Origin of the sequence: Comamonas antarctica (assembly GCF_013363755.1) — a bacterium.
Lineage (GTDB): Bacteria > Pseudomonadota > Gammaproteobacteria > Burkholderiales > Burkholderiaceae_C > Comamonas > Comamonas antarctica.
The window spans coordinates 844301-863377 of record NZ_CP054840.1; the positions used below are offsets into that span (position 1 = coordinate 844301).

General features: G+C 67.6%; 20 protein-coding genes. 13 read left to right on the plus strand and 7 right to left on the minus strand.

What is annotated here, in order from left to right; all coding sequences use genetic code 11:
• The first annotated feature begins 2 nt into the window (after positions 1 to 2).
• From panD to HUK68_RS04040, 7 genes are all read left to right on the plus strand, one after another.
• Entirely contained in the window at positions 3 to 386 is a 384-nt protein-coding gene (gene panD, locus HUK68_RS04010; protein WP_175503032.1) for an aspartate 1-decarboxylase, read from the plus strand.
• A gap of 372 nt (positions 387 to 758) precedes the next feature.
• Positions 759 to 1532: an energy-coupling factor ABC transporter ATP-binding protein gene (locus HUK68_RS04015; RefSeq protein WP_175503033.1), complete on the plus strand. Its 774-nt coding sequence runs from the start codon at positions 759 to 761 to the stop codon at positions 1530 to 1532.
• A gap of 4 nt (positions 1533 to 1536) precedes the next feature.
• A complete protein-coding gene (locus HUK68_RS04020) occupies positions 1537 to 2130 on the plus strand; it encodes an energy-coupling factor transporter transmembrane component T family protein (protein ID WP_175503034.1) in 594 nt (197 codons plus the stop codon).
• 38 nt (positions 2131 to 2168) lie between these two features.
• Positions 2169 to 2753, plus strand: coding sequence for a biotin transporter BioY (locus HUK68_RS04025; protein ID WP_175503035.1), 585 nt, complete (start codon positions 2169 to 2171; stop codon positions 2751 to 2753).
• Entirely contained in the window at positions 2753 to 4177 is a 1425-nt protein-coding gene (locus HUK68_RS04030; RefSeq protein ID WP_175503036.1) for an AMP-binding protein, read from the plus strand. The genes HUK68_RS04025 and HUK68_RS04030 overlap by 1 nt, the downstream gene beginning before the upstream one ends.
• The gene (locus tag HUK68_RS04035; protein ID WP_175503037.1) at positions 4174 to 5325 is read left to right on the plus strand and encodes a thiolase family protein; all 1152 of its coding nucleotides are present in this window, start codon (positions 4174 to 4176) and stop codon (positions 5323 to 5325) included. Before HUK68_RS04030 ends, HUK68_RS04035 begins: the two co-directional genes overlap by 4 nt.
• 5 nt (positions 5326 to 5330) lie before the next feature.
• Positions 5331 to 6011, plus strand: a complete 681-nt coding sequence (locus HUK68_RS04040) for a nitroreductase (protein ID WP_244146245.1) — start codon at positions 5331 to 5333, stop codon at positions 6009 to 6011.
• A 94-nt stretch (positions 6012 to 6105) separates the two neighbouring features.
• Here HUK68_RS04040 and HUK68_RS04045 read toward each other — a convergent pair whose 3' ends face one another.
• Complete coding sequence (locus tag HUK68_RS04045) at positions 6106 to 7491, minus strand: heavy metal sensor histidine kinase (protein WP_175503039.1); 1386 nt, start codon at positions 7489 to 7491, stop codon at positions 6106 to 6108.
• Positions 7488 to 8162, minus strand: coding sequence for a heavy metal response regulator transcription factor (locus HUK68_RS04050; protein WP_175505727.1), 675 nt, complete (start codon positions 8160 to 8162; stop codon positions 7488 to 7490). The genes HUK68_RS04045 and HUK68_RS04050 overlap by 4 nt, the downstream gene beginning before the upstream one ends.
• A gap of 191 nt (positions 8163 to 8353) precedes the next feature.
• On the opposite strand from HUK68_RS04050, the gene HUK68_RS04055 reads away from it, so the two are divergent.
• Entirely contained in the window at positions 8354 to 8656 is a 303-nt protein-coding gene (locus tag HUK68_RS04055; protein WP_175503040.1) for a DUF4148 domain-containing protein, read from the plus strand.
• A gap of 63 nt (positions 8657 to 8719) precedes the next feature.
• Here the strand turns inward: HUK68_RS04055 and HUK68_RS04060 are convergent, their stop codons facing one another.
• The 4 genes from HUK68_RS04060 to HUK68_RS04075 all read right to left on the minus strand — a co-directional run bounded on the left by HUK68_RS04060 (position 8720) and on the right by HUK68_RS04075 (position 13519).
• Positions 8720 to 9685, minus strand: coding sequence for a tripartite tricarboxylate transporter substrate binding protein BugE (locus tag HUK68_RS04060; RefSeq protein ID WP_175503041.1), 966 nt, complete (start codon positions 9683 to 9685; stop codon positions 8720 to 8722).
• A gap of 206 nt (positions 9686 to 9891) precedes the next feature.
• A complete protein-coding gene (locus HUK68_RS04065) occupies positions 9892 to 11127 on the minus strand; it encodes a CaiB/BaiF CoA transferase family protein (protein ID WP_175503042.1) in 1236 nt (411 codons plus the stop codon).
• Between the two features lie 148 nt (positions 11128 to 11275).
• The gene (locus HUK68_RS04070; RefSeq protein WP_175503043.1) at positions 11276 to 12469 is read right to left on the minus strand and encodes an acyl-CoA dehydrogenase; all 1194 of its coding nucleotides are present in this window, start codon (positions 12467 to 12469) and stop codon (positions 11276 to 11278) included.
• 138 nt (positions 12470 to 12607) lie between these two features.
• Positions 12608 to 13519: a LysR substrate-binding domain-containing protein gene (locus HUK68_RS04075; protein WP_175503044.1), complete on the minus strand. Its 912-nt coding sequence runs from the start codon at positions 13517 to 13519 to the stop codon at positions 12608 to 12610.
• A 146-nt stretch (positions 13520 to 13665) separates the two neighbouring features.
• Between HUK68_RS04075 and HUK68_RS04080 the strand changes: the two genes are divergently transcribed.
• From HUK68_RS04080 to HUK68_RS04095, 4 genes are read left to right on the plus strand one after another with little or no spacing between them, the layout of a single operon-like run.
• On the plus strand, positions 13666 to 14847 hold the full coding sequence (locus HUK68_RS04080) for a muconate cycloisomerase family protein (protein WP_175503045.1): 1182 nt from the start codon (positions 13666 to 13668) through the stop codon (positions 14845 to 14847).
• 53 nt (positions 14848 to 14900) lie between these two features.
• Entirely contained in the window at positions 14901 to 15176 is a 276-nt protein-coding gene (catC, locus tag HUK68_RS04085) for a muconolactone Delta-isomerase (protein ID WP_175503046.1), read from the plus strand.
• 48 nt (positions 15177 to 15224) lie between these two features.
• The gene (locus tag HUK68_RS04090) at positions 15225 to 16211 is read left to right on the plus strand and encodes a Bug family tripartite tricarboxylate transporter substrate binding protein (RefSeq protein ID WP_175503047.1); all 987 of its coding nucleotides are present in this window, start codon (positions 15225 to 15227) and stop codon (positions 16209 to 16211) included.
• Between the two features lie 60 nt (positions 16212 to 16271).
• Positions 16272 to 17033, plus strand: a complete 762-nt coding sequence (locus tag HUK68_RS04095) for an alpha/beta fold hydrolase (protein WP_175503048.1) — start codon at positions 16272 to 16274, stop codon at positions 17031 to 17033.
• A 67-nt stretch (positions 17034 to 17100) separates the two neighbouring features.
• Here the strand turns inward: HUK68_RS04095 and HUK68_RS04100 are convergent, their stop codons facing one another.
• Positions 17101 to 18024, minus strand: coding sequence for a LysR family transcriptional regulator (locus HUK68_RS04100; protein WP_175503049.1), 924 nt, complete (start codon positions 18022 to 18024; stop codon positions 17101 to 17103).
• A gap of 101 nt (positions 18025 to 18125) precedes the next feature.
• Between HUK68_RS04100 and HUK68_RS04105 the strand changes: the two genes are divergently transcribed.
• Positions 18126 to 19037, plus strand: coding sequence for a dihydrodipicolinate synthase family protein (locus HUK68_RS04105; RefSeq protein WP_175503050.1), 912 nt, complete (start codon positions 18126 to 18128; stop codon positions 19035 to 19037).
• Positions 19038 to 19077 lie beyond the last annotated feature (40 nt).

Consider the following 19077-nt stretch of genomic DNA (forward strand, 5'->3'; position numbering starts at 1 on the left):
CCATGTTCCGCATGCTGATGAACAGCAAGATCCACCGCGCCCAGGTCACCCAGGCCGATCTCAACTATGTCGGCTCGATCACCATCGACCAGGACCTCATGGACGCCGTGGGCATCGTCGCCAACGAGAAGGTACATGTGGTCAACAACAACAACGGCGCGCGCTTCGAGACCTATGTCATTGCCGGCGAGCGCGACAGCGGCGTCATCTGCGTCAATGGCGCGGCTGCGCGCCTGGTGCAAAAGGGCGACATCGTGATCATCATTGCCTATGCGTATGTCGATGCCAAGGAACTGGCGCAGCATGTGCCCCGTGTCGCCATCATGGGAGAGGGCAACCGCATCCAGCAGATGCTGTACGAAGAGCCGGCTCTGACCATTCTCTGAGCCGCGCGGCTGCAGGCCGCGATACGCTTGAGCTTCAGCGCGCCCCTCGGGGCGCGCTTTTGCTTTGGGAGGCTGCATTTCGCCGCCGATTGTCGGCTTCGTCGCCTATCTTCAACTGCTCCATCGTGAACGGAGATGCGAAAAGCCGGCAGTTGCAGGTTTGTAGAGCGATGAAGCGGCAAAACGCTGCGAAAAAACGGTATCTGTGGTCCATGTCCGCGCATCTTTACAAGAAATTGAAGCGACCCGAGAGGGCTGGGTTATTTGCGAGAAGTTGTGTGCAGAAGGCGTTTTTTTGGTGCAAGATGAGCGCACTTTTGCATTGCCGTGCCTGTTTGGCTATAGCAATGCCTTTTCCATTTGCATAGACCTATGTCCGAATTTTCTACCCCGCCGCGTGATGGCCTGGGGCTGGCTGCCGTCCCAAGGATCGCGCTGGCCGCGGTGCGGCTGCAGCGTGGCCAGACCACGGTGTTCGACGGCCTGGATCTGTGCCTCGACCAGCCGCGCATCGGCTTGATCGGCCATAACGGCGCGGGCAAAACCAGCCTGTTTCGCCTGCTGTGCGGGCTCGAGGCGCCGGCGTCGGGGTCGGTGCTGTTTGACGGCCAGGACCTGCACCAGGCCGGACGCGAGCGCATGCGCTGGGTCGGCATGATGTTCCAGAACCCCGACGACCAGATCATCTTTCCAACCGTCGAGGAAGAACTGGCATTGGGCCTGCAGGCGCGCGGCGAGGCCAAGCGCGCGGCAAAGGCGCAGGCGCGTGCGTTCCTGGCGCAGCGCGGCTTGGCGCACTGGGCCGAACGCGCCATCAGCAGCCTGAGCCAGGGCCAGCGCCAGATGGTGTGCTGGCTGGCGCTGCTGCTGGCCGCGCCGCGCTGCGTGCTGCTGGACGAGCCCTATGCCAGCCTGGACCTGCCGGGACAGGCGCAGCTGGCCGACGACATCGCGGCGGCGCCGCAGCAGGTGATCGTCTCGACCCACGTGCTGGCGCATGTGCGCGGCTATGCGCGCGTGGTCTGGATCGACCAGGGGCGGGTGCGCGCCGACGGCCCGGGCGAGCAGGTCTGCGCCGCCTACGAAGCCGCGGTGGCCGCCGAGGTCGATGCGCGGCGCGCGGCGCGGCACATTTACGCAGGCTGACACCATGGGCAGCCTCTATAGCGACTTTCCCACCTGGCTGCATCGGCTCGGGGCCGGCTTCAAGCTGGCCTGCATGGCGCTGGCCGGCACGCTGCTGTTCCTCATCGACAACCCCTGGGTGCTCGCGGGCTGCGGCGTGGCATGCACGCTGCTGTGGATCAGCCTCGGTCCGGCCACGCGCGTGGCGCACCGGCTGATGCTCACGGTGCTGATCGGCGCCGGGCTGGTGGCGCTCTTCCATCTGTGGATGGGCCGGCCCGCGCTGGCCGCGGTGAGCGCGCTGCGGCTGGCCTGTGCCTGCACGCTCGGTGTGGCGCTCACCGTGAGCACGCGTCCCATGGACCTGCTGGACGTGCTGGACCGCTGGCTCGCGCCATTGGCGCGCGTGGGCCTGCAGCCCGAGCGCATCTCCCTGCAGCTGGGATTGATGCTGCGCTTCACCGAGCATTTCTTCGTGCAATGGAAGAAGCTCGATGATGCCTACCGCCTGCGCACCGGGCACGCTGGCGGGCTGCGGCTGATTGCGCCGCTCACGGTGCAGATGCTGCAGACCGCGCGCCGCGTGGCCGACGCGCTCTATGCGCGCCTGGGCGGCTGAACGACCGATTTCCCCTTGAACCCAACCGATTGAAACCCATGAAAAATGCGATTTCCCGTCGCCAGTCCGAATCGATGGCCCTGGTGGGCCTGTTTGCCGCGCTGATCGCGGTGATGGGCCTGATTCCCAAGATCGACCTGCCGATCGGCGTGCCGATCACGCTGCAGACGCTGGGCGTGATGATGGCCGGCTGCCTGCTGGGACCATGGCGCGGGCTGCAGGCCATCCTGCTGTTCATGGTCGCCGTGGCCGCGGGCCTGCCGCTGCTGGCCGGCGGGCGCGGCGGAGTGGGCGTGTTCCTGTCGCCCACCGCGGGTTACTTCGTGGGCTTTGCCCCAGCCGCCTTCACCACCGGTTTGCTGATGGCGCTGCTGCCCAAGGCCACGCCGCTGCGTACCGCCGGCAGCGCGCTGATCGCGTCCGCCGTGGGCGGCGTGCTGGTGCTGCATGCCTTCGGCATTGCCGGGCTGGTGCTGGTCGCCAAGATCCCGCTGCAGCAGGCATTCTGGGGCGACCTGGTGTTCGTGCCCGGAGACCTGATCAAGTGCGTGCTGTGCGCGCTGGTCGTGCATACCGTGGCCAAGGCACTGCCCGACTGGCGCTTCGGCGGCCGCAGCGCCTGATGGCCGACGCCGATCTGGTGCATGGGCCGCTGGCCCATTGGGCGCGCGTGCAGCCGCAGTCCGTGGCGCTGGCCAACGCACAGGCGCAGCTGAGTTTCGCGCAGCTGCAGGCGCGCGTGCAGGCCCAGGCCGAGGCGCTGCGGGCGCGGCATGCGCCGGCGACGGTGTTGCTGGACAGCAGCGGGTCGGGCCTGGAGCGCCTCGTCGATTTTCTCGCGGTGATTGCCAGCGGACGCTGCGCGGCCGTGGCCGACCCCGACTGGCCCGAAGCAGTGCAGGCGAGCATCGCAGCGCAGTTCGCGCAGCAGCCTGCAGCCGACATGCCTGCGCCCGGGCCGGAAACGCCGTTCTATATCGGTTTCACTTCGGGCAGCAGCGGCCTGCCCAAGGGCTTTCGCCGCCACCACCGATCCTGGACCGAAAGCTTTCGCGTGTCGGCGCAGGACCTGGGCGCCGCGGCCACGCAGCGCGTCTTCGCGCCCGGGCGGCTGTCGCATTCGCTGTTTCTGTTTGCCGCGCTTTGGGGTCTGTGGAGCGGCGCGGGTGTTGAAATCCAGGAACGATTTTCCGCGCCGCGCGCGCTCGAGCGCCTGCAATCGGGCGAATTTCCGCTGCTGGTCGCCGTGCCCAGCCAGTTGCAGCTGATGCTGGAGCTGGCGCAGCGCCGCGGCACGCCGCCCGTGCCCGGCGTGGCGCTGCTGCTGATCAGCGGCGCGCGCTGGCTGCGCGAGCGCACGCCGGCGCTGCAGGCGATGTTTCCCGGCGCGCGCATCGTCGAATTCTATGGCGCCTCCGAAGCCAGCTACATCGCCTGGATGGAGGCCGACGCGCAGGCGCCGGCGCAGGCGGTGGGCCGGCCGTTCAGCAACGTCGCGCTGCATATCGGCGCCGATCCGCTGGCCGGCGCGCCGGGCCGCGCGGGCGAGGCCGGGCTGATCTGGGTGCGCAGCCCGATGCTGTTCATGGACTATGTCGGCGCGTCCGACGGCTCGGCCGCGCTGCGCCGCGGCGACTGGCTGTCGGTGCGCGACATGGGGCGCATCGATGCCCAGGGCCGGCTGCATCTGCTGGGACGCGAAAACCGCATGCTCGTGACCCAGGGCAAGAACCTGTTTCCCGAAGAGGTCGAAGCGCGGCTGCAGGCCCATCCGCAACTGTCAGCGGCCAGCCTGCATGGCGTGAGCGACGGCCTGCGCGGCCAGGCCGTGCATGCGGTGCTGCAGTCCGCGGGCGAAGCCGCTGCCTTGCCCGATGCGCTCGCGCTCGGGCAGTGGTGCCGGCAAGCGCTGGAAGCGTACAAGGCGCCGCGCCACTGGTGGCGCTGGCAGGGCGCGTGGCCGCTCACCGCCAGCGGCAAGACCGACCATGGCGCGATTGCGCAGGCGTTGCACGCCCGGTCCGAGGCGCTGCAGCCATGGTCATGAACCCGGCGCTTCCCGTCATCGGCTGGGCGCGCACGCCAGTCGCTCCTGTGGGCGGCGCGCTGGCACGGCTGCAGCCGCATGAACTGGCGGCGCCGCTGGTGCAGGCGCTGCTGGCGCGCGCCGGCCTTCCCGCCGCGGCTGTCGATGCGGTGGTGCTGGGCAACGCGCTGGGCGCGGGCGGCAACCCGGCGCGCATGCTGGCGCTGGCCGCGGGGCTGCGCGAAAGCAGCGCGGCTTATAGCGTCGACACGCAATGCTGCGCGGGTCTCGACGCGATCACGCTGGCGTGCGGGCTGCTGGCCTCGGGCCAGGCGCGCATCGTGATCGCGGGCGGCGCCGAAGCCTGGAGCCGCGCGCCCATTCGCCAGCACCGGCCGCTGTTGCCGGGCGACGCCGCCGTGGCCTATGAACGGCCGGCCTTCGCGCCCTGGCCCGAGCGCGATCCCGACATGCTCCAGGCCGCGGCCGACCACGCGCGGCGCAGCGCCTGCACGCGGGCGGCGCAGGATGGCTATGCGCTGGAAAGCCATGCGCGGGCCGTGGCCGCACGGTGCGCGCTGGCGGGCGAGATCGTCGCGCTGGCGGGCCTCGACCACGATGCCTACCCGCGCGCGCTGCGCGCCGAGCGCGTGGCGCGCATGCCGGTGGCGGCGCTGTCCGAAGGGCCGGGCGCCGGCGATTGCGCCATCAGCACCGTCGCCATTTCGCCCAAGGCCGATGGCGCGGCGCTGCTGCTGTTGGCCACGCCCGATGCCTGTCGCGAATGGGGGCTCGCGCCCGCGGCGCTGTGGCGCGGCGCGGTGAGCAGGGGCGGCGCGCCGGAAAACCCCATGCTCTGCGCCGAGGCCGCCGCTCGCGCGCTGCTGGGCCGGCTGGCGCTGGACGCAGGCGCCATCGGCATATGGGAGCTGCACGATGCCTTTGCCGTGCAGGGCCTGGAATTCCGCGCCCGGCTCGGTATCGTCCCCGAACTTCTCAACACGCAGGGCGGCGGCCTGGCCCGCGGCCATCCGATCGGCGCTTCGGGCACCATTGCCGCGGTACGGGTGCTGTCCCGGCTCCGGCAGGCACCCGCGGGCAGCCTGGGTCTGGCCAGCATTGCGGGCGCGGGCGGGCTGGGTGCCGCTGCGGTCTTTGCAACACCATGAACAGCATGTCGTCTTCCTTCTCTTCCTATGCCGCATTGGCGCGCAGCCGGCGCTCGGTGCGCGCCTTCCTGCCCGACCCGGTGCCGCAGCCCCTGCTGGAAAACCTGCTGGAAACCGCGCGCCAGGCACCCAGCGGTGCCAATCTCCAGCCCGGGCGTTTCTGGTCTTTGCAAGGCGAGGCGCGCACGCGCGTGAGCGCGGCGCTGTGCGAGGCGGTGCGCACGCAGCAGCCCGAACGCGAGGAGTACGGCTACTTTCCCCAGCCCATGCCTATGCAGCTGCGCAAGCGCCAGGTGGCCTCGGCGCAGGCGCTGTACCGCAGCCTGGGCATTGCGCGCGGCGACGCGGCCGCGCGCCAGCAGCAGTTCGAGCGCAACTACCGTTTCTTCGATGCGCCGGTGGCGCTGCTGGTCACCCTCGACCGCGACTTCGGCAGCGGCGGTTTCATGGACCTGGGGCTGTGCCTGCAGGGCCTGCTGATGGCCGCGCATGCCGAAGGCCTGGGCGCGTGCGCGATCGGCGCGCTCGCGTCCTATCCGGATATCGTGCGCCAGCAGCTGGGGCTGCCGGACAGCGAGGTGGTGGTCTGCGGCATGGCCATCGGCTGGCCCGACCCGCAGGCGCCCGTGAACGGCACGCAGACCCAGCGCGAGCCGCTGGCCCAGTATTTCCAGGTGCTGGATTAGGTGGCGGAGGGCGCCGCGCGCCTGCTGAAAGGCGGGCCCGTCATCCCTCGACCCCTCGATGCTTCGGCAAGCTCAGGATCAGGGCGAACGGACTTCAGGCCACGCCCGAGGCCATCGACTCGGCACCGAAGCGCAGAATGAACCGCGTCTCGCCGGGCCGGCTGTCCACCAGCACCTCGCCCTTGTGCATGTGCATGATGGACTGCACGATGGCCAGGCCGAGGCCGCCCGAGTCGCCGGGCTGTGCGCGTGCCGGATCGCAGCGGTAGAAGCGGTCAAACAGCCGCGGCAGGTGCTCGGCGCCAATGGCTTCGCCCTGGTTGATGACTTCGAGGTCCAGGCCCTGCGCATGCGGCTGGCTGCGCAGCGTGACCGTGCTGCCGGCCGCACCGTAGCGCAAGGCATTCGACACCAGGTTGGCCAGCGCGCGCGCCAGCAGCGCGGAATCTGCGACCAGCGTCCCCTGCGCGAGATTGCGCATCCGCATCCCGCTCTCCTCGGCCATGCCTTCGAAATAGTCGCACACCCGCCCGCCCAGCAGCGCCAGATCCAGCGGCTTGAGCTGCAGCATGGCCTCGGGTTTTTCCGCGCGCGCCAGGAACAGCATGTTGTCGATCATGCGCGCCAGGCGTTCGTACTCCTCCTGCTTGGAGACCAGCAGGTTCTCGTAGTCCTCGACGCTGCGCGGCTGGTTGAGCATCTGCTGGTTGTGCCCCATCAGGTTGTTGAGCGGCGTGCGCATCTCGTGCGCCAGATCCTCGGAGAAGCGCGACAGACGCGAATACCCTTCCTCGAGCCGCGCCAGCATCAGGTTCAGCGCGTTGGTCAGCCCCTGCAGCTCCTGCGGCTGCTGGCGCGCGTCCAGGCGCAGGCCCAGCTGCTGGGGATGGATGGCCGCGGCCTGCAGGCTGAGGCGGCGCAGCGGCAGCAGGCCGCGGCGCACCACTTCCCCGCCCAGCGCAAAGGCCAGCAGCACGCCCGCCAGCCAGGCAAAGCCCAGGTTGGCGCGGTAGGCTGCCAGCATCTGCAGGCGCGTGTTCAGCAGCGTGCCGGTGATCACATGCAGCGTGCCGGGCGGGCATTCGACATGGGCCCAGGCCAGCCGCGCGTGGTCGTGCCGGTTGTCGAACAGCATGGGCGCGCCGGCCGGGGGAAAAGCCGGGCGCTGCAAGCCCGTGGGATTGATCTCGACCAGCAGTTCGCCGCGGTCGTTGGTGATCCAGAGAATGTTCTCCTTGTTGCCCAGCGTCGATGCATAGAGATGGGGATGTTTTCTCAGCGTCTCGACATATTCGGGATCGGCAGAAAGAATGCGCATGCGCTCGATGCGTGCCACCAGGGCCTCGTCATCGCGCTGCTTGAGTTCGGTCTTGAGGGCGTCATAGGCATAGAACCCCATGGCGCCGAACAGGACGGCGCTGACGGCCGCAAACATCGATGCCAGCCGCAGGCGCAGGCTGATCTGCTGGAGTTTCCTCATGCCGCATCCGCCTCGATGCGGTAGCCCATGCCGCGCACGGTCTGGATCAGCTTGCTGGCATAAGCATCGTCGATCTTGGCGCGCAGCCGGCGTATCGCCACGTCCACGACATTGGTGTCGCTGTCGAAATTCATGTCCCAGACCTGCGACGCAATGCGCGTGCGCGACAGCACCTCGCCCTGGTGCTGCAGCAACAGGTGCAGCAGCGCGAATTCCTTGTTGGTGAGCTCTATGCGCTGGCCGCGGCGCGCGACGCGCCGGCGCAGAAGGTCCATTTCCAGGTCGGCGAGGCGAAACAGCTCGGGCTCGCGCAGCGGCGTGCGGCGCAGCAGGGTGCGCACGCGCGCCAGCAGTTCGGCATAGGAAAAGGGCTTGACCAGGTAATCGTCGGCGCCCAGTTCGAGCCCTTTGACGCGGTCTTCGACGGCATCGCGCGCGGTCAGGAACAAGACCGGCGTCTGATGGGTTTCACGCAAGCGCCGGATGAAACTCCAGCCATCCAGTTCGGGCAGCATGACGTCCAGGATCAGCAGGTCGAAATCGGAATTCCGGGATAAATGCAGGCCGTCAATACCGTTATATGCGACCTCGACCTGATAACCGGATTCTGTCAAACCCTTTTGCAGATAATCCGCGGATTTGATTTCGTCTTCAATGATCAATATGCGCATGGGGGTGGAGCTGGCGGGCTGGAAGGAGGCGGCAATGGTAGTGGCTAATGGCATTTCGCACATGACAGAAACGTAATGTCTGCGCAATCTTCATGACAGCCTCCTTGTCACAGAATTGTCTTCATCGCCAGGCAGCGGACCAGCCGATAGACATGCCGCTGCCTTTTTCTCACCTCATCCGAGAGACTTCCATGACTTCCATCCGTCGCAGCGCTTCCATCCTGATCCTGTCCCTGACTGCCGCCGTGGCCGGCCACGCCATGGCCCAGGAAACCTCCACCCTGACCCGCGCCCAGGTGCAGGCCGACTTCCAGAAGGCGCGCGCCAATGGCGATCTGATGGAAGGCGAATCCGGCCTGCGCCAGAACCAGTTGCGTCCCGATCTGTATCCGGCCCAGACCGCGCAGGGCCAGGCGCTGAGCAGCGAGCAGGTGAATGCCGACATGCAGAAGGCGCGCGCCGCAGGCCAACTGCAGTACGGCGAAACCTATTGAACGGTCCCCCAATGAAAAAAGCCCCGCAAGACGCTTGCGGGGCTTTTTTCATGGAAGCGTCGCTCAATCCATGGTGAGCTTCTGCTTCACGACCACATCCTTGTAGACGGCGAGCTCTTCCTTCATCTGCTGGGCGAATTTCTCGGGTGTGCCGGCCTGGATGATGGAGCCGGTTTCCTCGATGCGCTTGCGGATGGCCGGGTCCTGCAGCACCTTGCGCGTCGCGGCATTGAGCTTGTCGACGATGTCCTTGGGCAGGTTCTTCGGGCCGACGATGCCGTAATAGGCCATGCGGTTGGCCGCCTCGAGGCCGACTTCCTTGAAGGTCGGCACGTCGGGCATCGCGGGAATGCGCTCGGGTGCGGCCACGACCAGCGCCACCAGGCGCTTTTCCTTGATGAAGGGCAGGGCCGAGGGCAGGTTGTCGAAGATCAGCGGCACTTGCCCGGCAACGGCGTCGTTGAGCGCCGGGCCCGAGCCGCGGTAGGGCACGTGCATCATGTCGGTGCCGGTCGACAGCTTGAACATTTCCATCATCAGATGGGTGATCGAGCCGGTGCCGGGCGAGGCGTACGAGTACTTGCCGGGGTGCTTCTTGACCTCGTCGAGGAACTGCGCGTAATTCTTGCCCGCGAACTGCGGGTTGGCCGCAATGACGTTGGGCGTGGCCGCGATGTTGATGACGGGCGTGAAGTCGGTGGCGACGTTGTAGGGAATCTTGGGGTTGATGGCCGGGTTGGTGGCGGTGGTCGACACCGTGGCGATGCCCAGGTTGTAGCCATCGGGCGCGGCGCGCGCGGTTTCGGCCGCGCCGATGCTGCCGCCGCCACCGCCGCGGTTCTCGACCACGACCGGCTGGCCCAGTTCGCGGCCCAGCGGGTCGGCAATGACGCGCGCAATCAGGTCGGTGGTGCCGCCGGCGGCAAAGGGCACCAGCAGCTTGATGGGCTTGGTGGGATAGGCGGATTGGGCAAGTGCGCTGCCGAAAACCGAAAGCAGGCCCAGGGCCAAAAGACTCTTGCGTAGCATTGAAATGTCTCCGTTAGATATTTTGTTCAACGTGACAGGATGCTAATGGATTGGCGGCAACACAAGTAATTGGCGACAGTTAATTGCTTCAGTATTTTCCCTGGGGGTCAGCTATTTATACGCGTGTTTTGGCCTGCATCAAATCCACGTGGATTTTCTGCATGCCAAAAAAAACCGGGCGCGGATATTTCCGGCCCGGTGGCCGTTCAGATCGCGCCGGCGTTGCGCAGCGCCTCGATGCGCGCGGAGTCGAGCCCGAACTGCTCCAGCACTTCGTCGGTGTGCTGGCCCAATGCGGGCGGCGCGCGGTGGTAGACCACGGGCGTCGCCGACAGGCGCATCGGGTTGGCGACGCCGGCCACGGCCGGCAGGCCGTCGCCGCGCGGCAGTTCGATGCGCACGCCGCGCGCCTGCACCTGCGGGTCGGCAAAGGCCTGGGCCACGGTGTTGATCGGGCCGCAGGGCACGGCCTTGTCTTCGAGCAGCGCGATCCAGTCCGCGGTGCCGCGCTGGCGCAGCACGGGTTCCATCAGCGCCAGCAGCGCGGCGCGGTGGTGCACGCGCGCGGTATTGGTCGCAAAGCGCGCGTCCTGTGCCCATCCGGGTTCGCCAATGGCGGCGCAAAAGCGCGCGAACTGGCCGTCGTTGCCGATCGCCAGCAGCACGTTGCCGTCCTGCGTCGCGAAGTCCTGGTAGGGCGCAAGGCTCGGATGCACGTTGCCGGCACGGCCCGGCGCCGTGCCGGTGGCGAGAAAGCCCGCGGCCTGGTTGGCCAGCACCGCCATGCCCACATCCAGCAGCGCCATGTCGATGTACTGGCCCTGGCCCGTGGCATGGCGCGCATTGATGGCGGCGAGAATCGCGTTGCTCGCATAGAGGCCGGTGAACACGTCGATGACGGCGACGCCGGCCTTGAGCGGCCCGCCGCCGGGCGTGCCGTCGGCATGGCCGGTGATGCTCATCAGCCCGCACATCGCCTGGACCATCAGGTCGTAGCCGGCGCGTTCGGCATAAGGACCATCCTGGCCGAAGCCGGTGATCGAGCAGTAGATCAGGCGCGGATTGAGGGCCTTGAGGCTGTCGTAGTCCAGGCCATATTGCTGCAGCCCGCCGACCTTGAAGTTCTCGACCACGACATCGGCTTCGCAGGCCATGCGGCGCAGCAAGGCCTGGCCTTGCGGGTGGGCCATGTCGACGGTGATCGAACGCTTGTTGCGGTTGCAGGCGGTGAAGTAGCTGGCCTCGCGCGTGTCGTTGCCGTCTTCATCGCGCAGGAAGGGCGGGCCCCAGTGGCGCGTGTCGTCACCGGCCACGGGACGTTCGACCTTGACGACATCGGCGCCCAGGTCGGCCAGCATCTGCGTGCACCAGGGACCGGCGAGGACGCGGGACAGGTCGAGGACCTTGATGCCGGCGAGGGCGGTGGGGGGGGATTGGGTCATAAGGGGGCTAGACGGCTTGACGGAATGCAACGGGCTTGGGCCCATGACTTGAGGCCTGGCCGTTCACCCTTCGGCAGGCTCAGGGCGAACGGAAAAACCGTTCGTGGTGAGCTTGTCGAACCATGAACGCCCCTGCCTCCAAATGCAATCAGTTGGCGAACGCCGCAATGCCGGTCTGCGCCCGGCCCAGGATCAGCGCGTGCACGTCATGCGTGCCTTCGTAGGTGTTGACCACTTCGAGGTTCACCAGATGGCGGGCCACGCCGAATTCGTCGCTGATGCCGTTGCCGCCCAGCATGTCGCGCGCCAGGCGGGCGATGTCCAGGGCCTTGCCGCAGTTGTTGCGCTTGATCAGCGAGGTGATCTCGACCACGTTCTGGTGTTCGTCCTTCATGCGGCCGACGCGCAGCGCGGCCTGCAGGCCCAGCGTGATTTCGGTCTGCATGTCGGCCAGCTTCTTCTGCACCAGCTGGTTGGCGGCCAGCGGGCGGCCGAACTGCTTGCGGTCCAGCGTGTACTGGCGCGCGGTGTGCCAGCAGGCTTCGGCCGCGCCCATCGCGCCCCAGGCAATGCCGAAGCGTGCGCTGTTGAGGCAGGTGAACGGACCCTTGAGGCCGCGCACTTCGGGGAAGGCGTTTTCTTCGGGCACGAACACGTCGTCCATGACGATTTCACCGGTGATCGAAGCACGCAGGCCGACCTTGCCATGGATGGCCGGCGCGCTCAGGCCCTTCCAGCCCTTTTCCAGGATGAAGCCGCGGATCTGGCCGACCGCGCCGCCTTCGGAGACTTCCTTGGCCCAGACCACGAACACGTCGGCCACGGGGCTGTTGGTGATCCACATCTTGCTGCCCTTGAGCTTGTAGCCGCCGTCGACCTTGTAGGCGCGCGTGGCCATCGAGCCCGGGTCGGAGCCGTGGTCGGGTTCGGTCAGGCCGAAGCAGCCGATGAACTGGCCGCTGGCCAGCTTGGGCAGGTATTTCTGCTTTTGTTCCTCGGTGCCGAACTCATTGATCGGCACCATGACCAGCGAGCTCTGCACGCTGGCCATCGAGCGGTAGCCCGAGTCGATGCGCTCGATCTCGCGCGCCACCAGGCCGTAGCTCACATAGTTCAGGCCCGCGCCGCCGTAGGCGGTGGGAATGGTCGGGCCGAGCAGGCCGAGTTCGCCCATCTCGCGGAAGATGCTGACGTCGGTCTTTTCATGGCGGAACATTTCCAGCACGCGCGGCGCGAGCTGGCCCTGGCAATAGTCGCGCGCGGCGTCGCGCACCATGCGCTCGTCTTCGGTCAGTTGCTGGTCGAGCTGGAAGGGATCGTCCCACTGGAATTGGCTGGCCATGTCTGTCTCCTCGGATGCATTGAATACGGGGCTGCGGCCACGGGCTTGCGGTTTGCGCATGGTGGGCAGCGACTGGTGGCGATCCTAGGCGGTTGCTACTCCAGCGGCAAACGATTTGTTTGCATCCAGATATGAGATTTATGCATTGTGGTTGGTGTTTGCCCTCCACTGCCGCTGCACGCTTTCGGTCAGCAGCCCGGCAAAGGCCTGCGCCGCCGCGCTGCGCGAGGTGCGCGCATTCCACAGCAGGCTCGCGGTGCGCATCAGCGAGGGCTTGAGCACGCGCGCGCTGAGCCCCTGGCCGTGCAGCGCCGCGGCGCGCTCGGGCACGATGCAGGCCAGTTGCGGGCCGCAGCGGCAGGCTTCGATCAGCGCATGCACCGATTCCATCTCGACCATGACCTTGGGCTGCACACCCGCGGCGCGCAGATGCTCCTCGACCAGCCGGCGCGTGGCAAAACGCCGCGACAGCAGCGCCAGCGGCACGTCCTGCAACTGCTGCAGCTTCAGCGGCCCGCGCGCGGCCAGCGGGTGGTCCGCATGGGCGACGAACTGCATGTGCTCCTCGAACAGCGGCTCGGAATCGACGCCCGCCACACCCGCGGGGTGGAAAGCCATGCCCAGGTCCAGATCGCCGCTGAGCAGCAGGGCCTCGATCTCGGGCGCGAGCAGTTCGCGCAGCACGACCTGGATCTTGGGGTAGCGCGCATTGAATGCCGCCACCGCCGAGGGCACCAGCGTGTGCAGCGAGGTCGGGATGACGCCCACGGTGAGCTGGCCGGCCTGCAGGCTGGCGAGGTCGGCCAGCGCCATGCGCCCGGCTTCGAGTTCCTGCAGCGCGCGCGCCGCATAGTCCTTGAACACCACGCCGGCCTGCGACAGCTTCAGGCCGCGGCCCACGCGCTCGAACAGCGCCACGCCGAGTTCCTCCTCGAGCAGGCGCAGGCCGTGCGACAGCGTGGATTGGGTGACGAACAACTGCTTGGCCGAGCTCGTCAGATGCTCGGTTTTGGCGATGTCGAGGAAGTAGCGCAGTTGCCGGATTTCCACTAGGGTTTGCCCGAATAAGAGAAGAACGTTCGATTCCATCGAATGGATAGACCGATATTAATCATTGGATGGATGGAATGCACGCCATTAAGCTGCGATTCCAACGGCCTTTTTTCGTCCCGGCCGGCCTCAGACAAGACCTCCGCATGAGCCAAGAATTCACCATCGAGCGCCTCCAGGTGCGCATCCTGGACATCCCCACCATCCGCCCGCACAAGCTGTCGTTTGGTTCGATCCAGCGCCAGAGCCCGGTCATCGTGCAGCTGTGGCTGCGCAACGGCGCCTGCGGTTTCGGCGAGGCCGCGACCATTGGCGGGCCGTCGTGGAACGAGGAGTCGCCCGAGAGCATCGCGCATGCGATCGAAAACTACCTCGCGCCCGCGGTGCTGGGCCAGGCCGCGGGCGGCATCGAGCAGGTGCTGGCGCGCATGGACCTGGCCTGCAAGGGCAATGCGTTCGCCAAGTCGGCCGTGGAAATGGCGCTGATCGACGCGCTCGCCCGCACCTTGAACATTCCCGCGTGGCAGCTGCTGGGCGGCAAGCTGCACCAGAGCCTGCCCCTGGCCTGGACCCTCGCCAGCGGCGACGTCGAGCGCGACCTGCAGGAAGCGCAGCTGCGCCTGGAGCAGCGCCGCCACCGGATCTTCAAGATGAAGATCGGCGCGCGCGCGCCGCAAGACGACGTGGCGCATGTGACGCGCATTGCGCGCGGCCTGCCGGGCAGCGCGACGCTCACCGTGGACGTGAACCAGGCCTGGGACGGCAACACCGCGCGCCGCTACCTGCCGCAGCTGATCGAGGCCGGCGTCACGCTGATCGAGCAGCCCGTGGCGAAGTGGAACGTGCCGGCGCTGCGCCAGCTCGCGCAGGAGCTGCGCGGCGCGCTGGTCATGGCCGACGAGACCGTCTGCACGCCGCAGGACGCGATGCTGCTGGCGCGCGAGCAGGCCGCGCATGTGTTCTCGCTCAAGGTGGCCAAGCATGGCGGCCTGCTGCGCACGCGCAAGGTCGCAGCCGTGGCCGAAGCCGCCGATATCGGCTGGTATGGCGGCACCATGCTCGAGACTTCGATAGGCAGCGCGGCTTCGGCGCATGTGTTCTCGACACTGCCCGGCGCCCACCATGGCTGCGAGCTGTTCGGCCCGCAACTGCTCGTCGACGACATCGTCGAGCAGCGCATGCCCATTTCCGATTTCGAGCTGCAACTGCCCGATGGCCCGGGCTACGGCCTCACGGTCTCGCTGAGCCAGCTCGACCGCTTCGACCGCGCGCTGGCGGGCAGTCAGCCCCTGCATGTGGACCTGGGCCAGGCCGCGGCCAGCCGCTGAGATTTTTCGGCCGCCGGCACGTGCCTGCGGCCCCGCTTCCAAGGAGACAACAAATGCTATTTCTGGTCCGCATGGATGTGCGCATTCCCCACGACCTGCCGCTCGAGCAGGTCAACGATATCAAGGCGCGCGAAAAGGCCTATTCGCAGGAGCTGCAGCGCGACGGCCGCTGGCAGTCGATCTGGCGCGTGGTCGGCGAATACGCCAACTACAGCGTGTTCGACGTCGCGTCGAACGACGAACTGCACGAGCTGCTGCAGGGCCTGCCCCTGTTCCCGTACATGGATATCCAGGTGACGCCGCTCGCGCGCCACCCCTCGGCAATCTGAGCCATCGGCCCGGATTTCGCCCCACCAAAACGCTAACGGAGACAAGACATGAAACGCCAATTCCTCATCCAATCGCTGGCCGCCGTCGCGCTGGCCGCCTGCGCCCTTCCCACCTTTGCCCAGGGCAGCGCCGCCAACTGGCCCGACAAGCCGATCAAGTGGATCGTGCCGTTCCCGCCGGGCGGCGCCATGGATGCGATCGCGCGCACGCTGGGCGAGGTCGCGGGCCGCAAGCTGGGCCAGCCTTTCGTGATCGAGAACAAGCCCGGCGCGGGCGGCAACATCGGCGCCGACGCGGTGGCCAAGTCGCCGGCCGACGGCTATACGCTGATGATCACCTCGATCGGCATGGCCACCAATGGCGCGCTCTACAACAAGCTCAGCTACGACCCGGTCAAGGACTTCGCGCCCGTGAGCCTGCTGGCCGTGGTGCCGAACATCCTGGTCGCCGGCCCCAAGCAAGCCGATGTGAAGACCGTCAAGGACCTGATCGCCAAGGCCAAGCAGAACCCGGACAAGCTGACCTATGCCTCGGCCGGCAACGGCACCTCCATCCACCTCGCGGGCGCCAGCTTCACCTCGCTGACCGGCGTGAAGATGCTGCACGTGCCCTACCGCGGCAGCGGCCCGGCCATCACCGACATGCTCGGCGGCCAGGTGGACTTCATGTTCGACAGCATCACCTCGGCGCGTCCGCACATCGAGGCCGGCAAGCTGCGCGCGATTGCGATCACCACCAAGACGCGCTCGCCCTCGCTGCCCGACGTGCCCACGGTGGCCGAAGCCGGCGTGCCCGGCTATGAGGTCTCGCCCTGGTTTGCGACCTTCATGCCGGCCGGCACGCCCGCGCCCATCGTCGAGAAGCTGGGCAAGACGCTCAACGAGGCCATGAACGATCCCGACGTCAAGAAGCGCTTCAGCGCGATCGGCGCCGAGCCCATCGGCAGCACGCCGCAGGCACTGGCGGCGCACCTCAAGACCGAGACCGAGCGCTGGACCAAGCTGATCAAAGAGTCGAACATCAAGGTCGACTGACCTGACTCCCACCGGGCCTGCTTGCAGGCCTTTTTCATTTTGAATTTTCCGTTTGCCGCCATGCCCGCACTGCATTCCATCACCGAGGGACAGGGTCCCGTCATCGTTCTGAGCCACGCGCTGGGCTGCGACCTGCATATGTGGGACGAAGTCGCGGCACTGCTCAAGGACCGCTACACCGTCGTGCGCTACGACCAGCGCGGCCATGGGCAGTCGCCGGCGAGTGACGCCGCCTTCGGCATGCACGATCTGGCCCAAGACGCGGCCGAACTGATTGCCGCGCTGGGCCGCGGCCCGGTGCATTTCGCCGGTGTGTCGATGGGCGGCATGACGGCGCAGGCGCTGGCCGCGCTGCACCCCGATGCGGTGCAGACCATCACGATTGCCAACTCGGCCGCGCAGTACGATGCCGCGGCGCGCCAGGGCTGGCAGGCCCGCATCGATACCGTGCGCGCGCAGGGCGTGGCAGCGATTGCCGAGGGCGCGCTGCAGCGCTGGCTGTCGCCCGAATTCCTCGCCGCCCATCCCGCGCGCGTGGCGCAGATGCGCGCGGCGCTGGTGCGGATTCCGGCCGAACCCTATGCGCAGGCGTGCGCGGCCGTGGCCGGCATCGCGCTGCATGCGACCAACCCCGGCATCCGCTGCCCGGCGCTGGTGATTGGCGGCACGCTGGATTTCGCCACGCCCATGGCGCTGTCCGAGGAAATTGCCGCGGGCATCCCCGGGGCCGAGTTGGCGCGCATCGACGCCGCGCATATCAGCTGCGTCGAACAGCCGCAGGCGTTTGCGCAGTTGCTGGATGGGTTTATCCAGCGCGGTTGATTACTCTGTCGGGCAGGACGTTCATCCTTCGACGCGGCCGGCCAGGCAAGCTCAGGACGAACGCAGACTATGTCTCACCGGCCCGCTGGTGCGGGTCACAAGCTGCCGGAAACGCGGCCTGCAGCGCTTCGCGCAGCGTATTGGCCACGCCATGGCGGCTTTCGCGGCGCCAGGCCAGATGCAATTCCACATCGAGCCCGGTGACACCGGCCAGCGGCTTGAAGCAGACATTGGCGTAACGCAGCTTCATTGCCGAACGCGGCACCAGCGCGACGCCGACATTGGCGTCGACCAGCGCCAGGATGGAGTGCGTATGGCTCAGCGTCTGCACCGTCTCGGGTGCCACGCCATGGGCGCGCAGCTGGCCCGCGACGATCTCGTACAGATAGCGTGACTCCGATGGGCAGAACTCGATGAAGGGCTGGCCTTGCAGCGCCGACAAGGGCACTTCGCCCTCGGCGGCCAGCGGGTGCTGCGCGGGCAGGGCCAGCATGAAGGGTTCGCGCAGCAGCGGCGCGGCGCCGCTGAAGCTGCGCGGCGCAAACGGCCGCACGATGCCCAGGTCGATGCGGTCGGCGCCCAGGGCCTCGATCTGATCGACGGTCTGCATTTCCCTGAGCACCAGATGCACATCGGGCAGGCGCGTGCGGATGAAGGCCAGCAGCTGCGGCAGTATCGTGAAGCTGGCCGCGGGAATGAAGCCCAGCGTCACGCTGCCGGCTTCGGCCTGCATCGCGCGGCGCGCCGCAATGCTTGCCGCCTGGCTGCGCCGCAGGATGTCCTCGGCTTCGCGCAGGAAGATGCGGCCGGCCACGGTGAGGCGCACCGCGCCGCCCGAGCGCTCGAGCAGCTGCACGCCGACTTCATGCTCGAGCAGCTGGATCTGCCGCGTCAGCGGCGGCTGGGTCATGTTCAGCAGCGCCGCGGCGCGGCCGAAGTGCAGCTCGGAAGCCACCGCCACAAAGCATCGGAGTTGGGTCAGTTGAAACATGATTCATTTATTGAATGGCGGCATCCGATGTCTGGATTGGACGCCGCCGCGCGGCACTCCTAGAGTCACTGTTCTTGAACAACAGTCTCCTGGGAGCCCACATGACTTCATTTACCGGCCCGGCCCTGCGCACAGCGCTCGATGGCATTTCGGGGATTCTGGTCACGCCTTTCGATGCCAGCGACACCGTCTGCAGCGCGCCGCTGCAACCCGTGGTCGATCGCGCCGTCGATGCCGGCGTGCAGGTGCTGGTGGCCAATGGCAACACCAGTGAATTCTATGGGCTGCAGGCGCACGAGGCCGAGCGCATGGTGCATGTGGCTGCCGAATGCGTGGCCGGCCGCGTGCCCTTGCTCGGCGGCGTGGGCCGCAGCGTGCACGAGGCGCGCGCGCTGGCCAAGGCCTCGGCCAAGGCCGGCGCCGCGGCGCTGATGGTGCACCAGCCGCCGGATCCGTTTGTCGCGCCGCGCGGCGTGGTCACCTATGTGCAGCAGATCGCCGAGGCCGCAGAAGGCCTGCCGCTGGTGCTGTACCTGCGCAATGAAAACATCGGCCTGGCGACGATCGAGGCGCTGTGCCGCATTCCCGAAGTGGTCGGCGTGAAGTGGGCCTCGCCCACGCCGCTGGTGCTGGCCGAAATCATCCGCCGCACCGCGGACCGCAATCTGGCCTGGGTCGGCGGCCTGGCCGAAGTCTGGGCGCCGCCTTTGTACGCGGTGGGCGCGCGCGGCTTCACCTCGGGGCTGATCAATGTGTTTCCCGAGCGTTCGGTGGCCATCTACAACGCGCTGGAGCAGTCCGACTACGCGCTGGCCATGCGCCTGATCGGCCAGATGCTGCCTTTCGAGGAACTGCGCGCCCAGGAGAACAACGGCGCCAACGTCACCGTGGTCAAGGCCGCGCTGCAGTGGATGGGCAACGACTGCGGCGCGACGCGCGCGCCCTCGGCCTGGCCGCTGAGCGCCGCGCAGCAGCAGCAGCTCGAGACGCTGCTGTCCGGCTGGAAGGCGTAAGCCTGTGGCCGCAGCGCCCGGCTCCTGCCCGGCGCTGCGG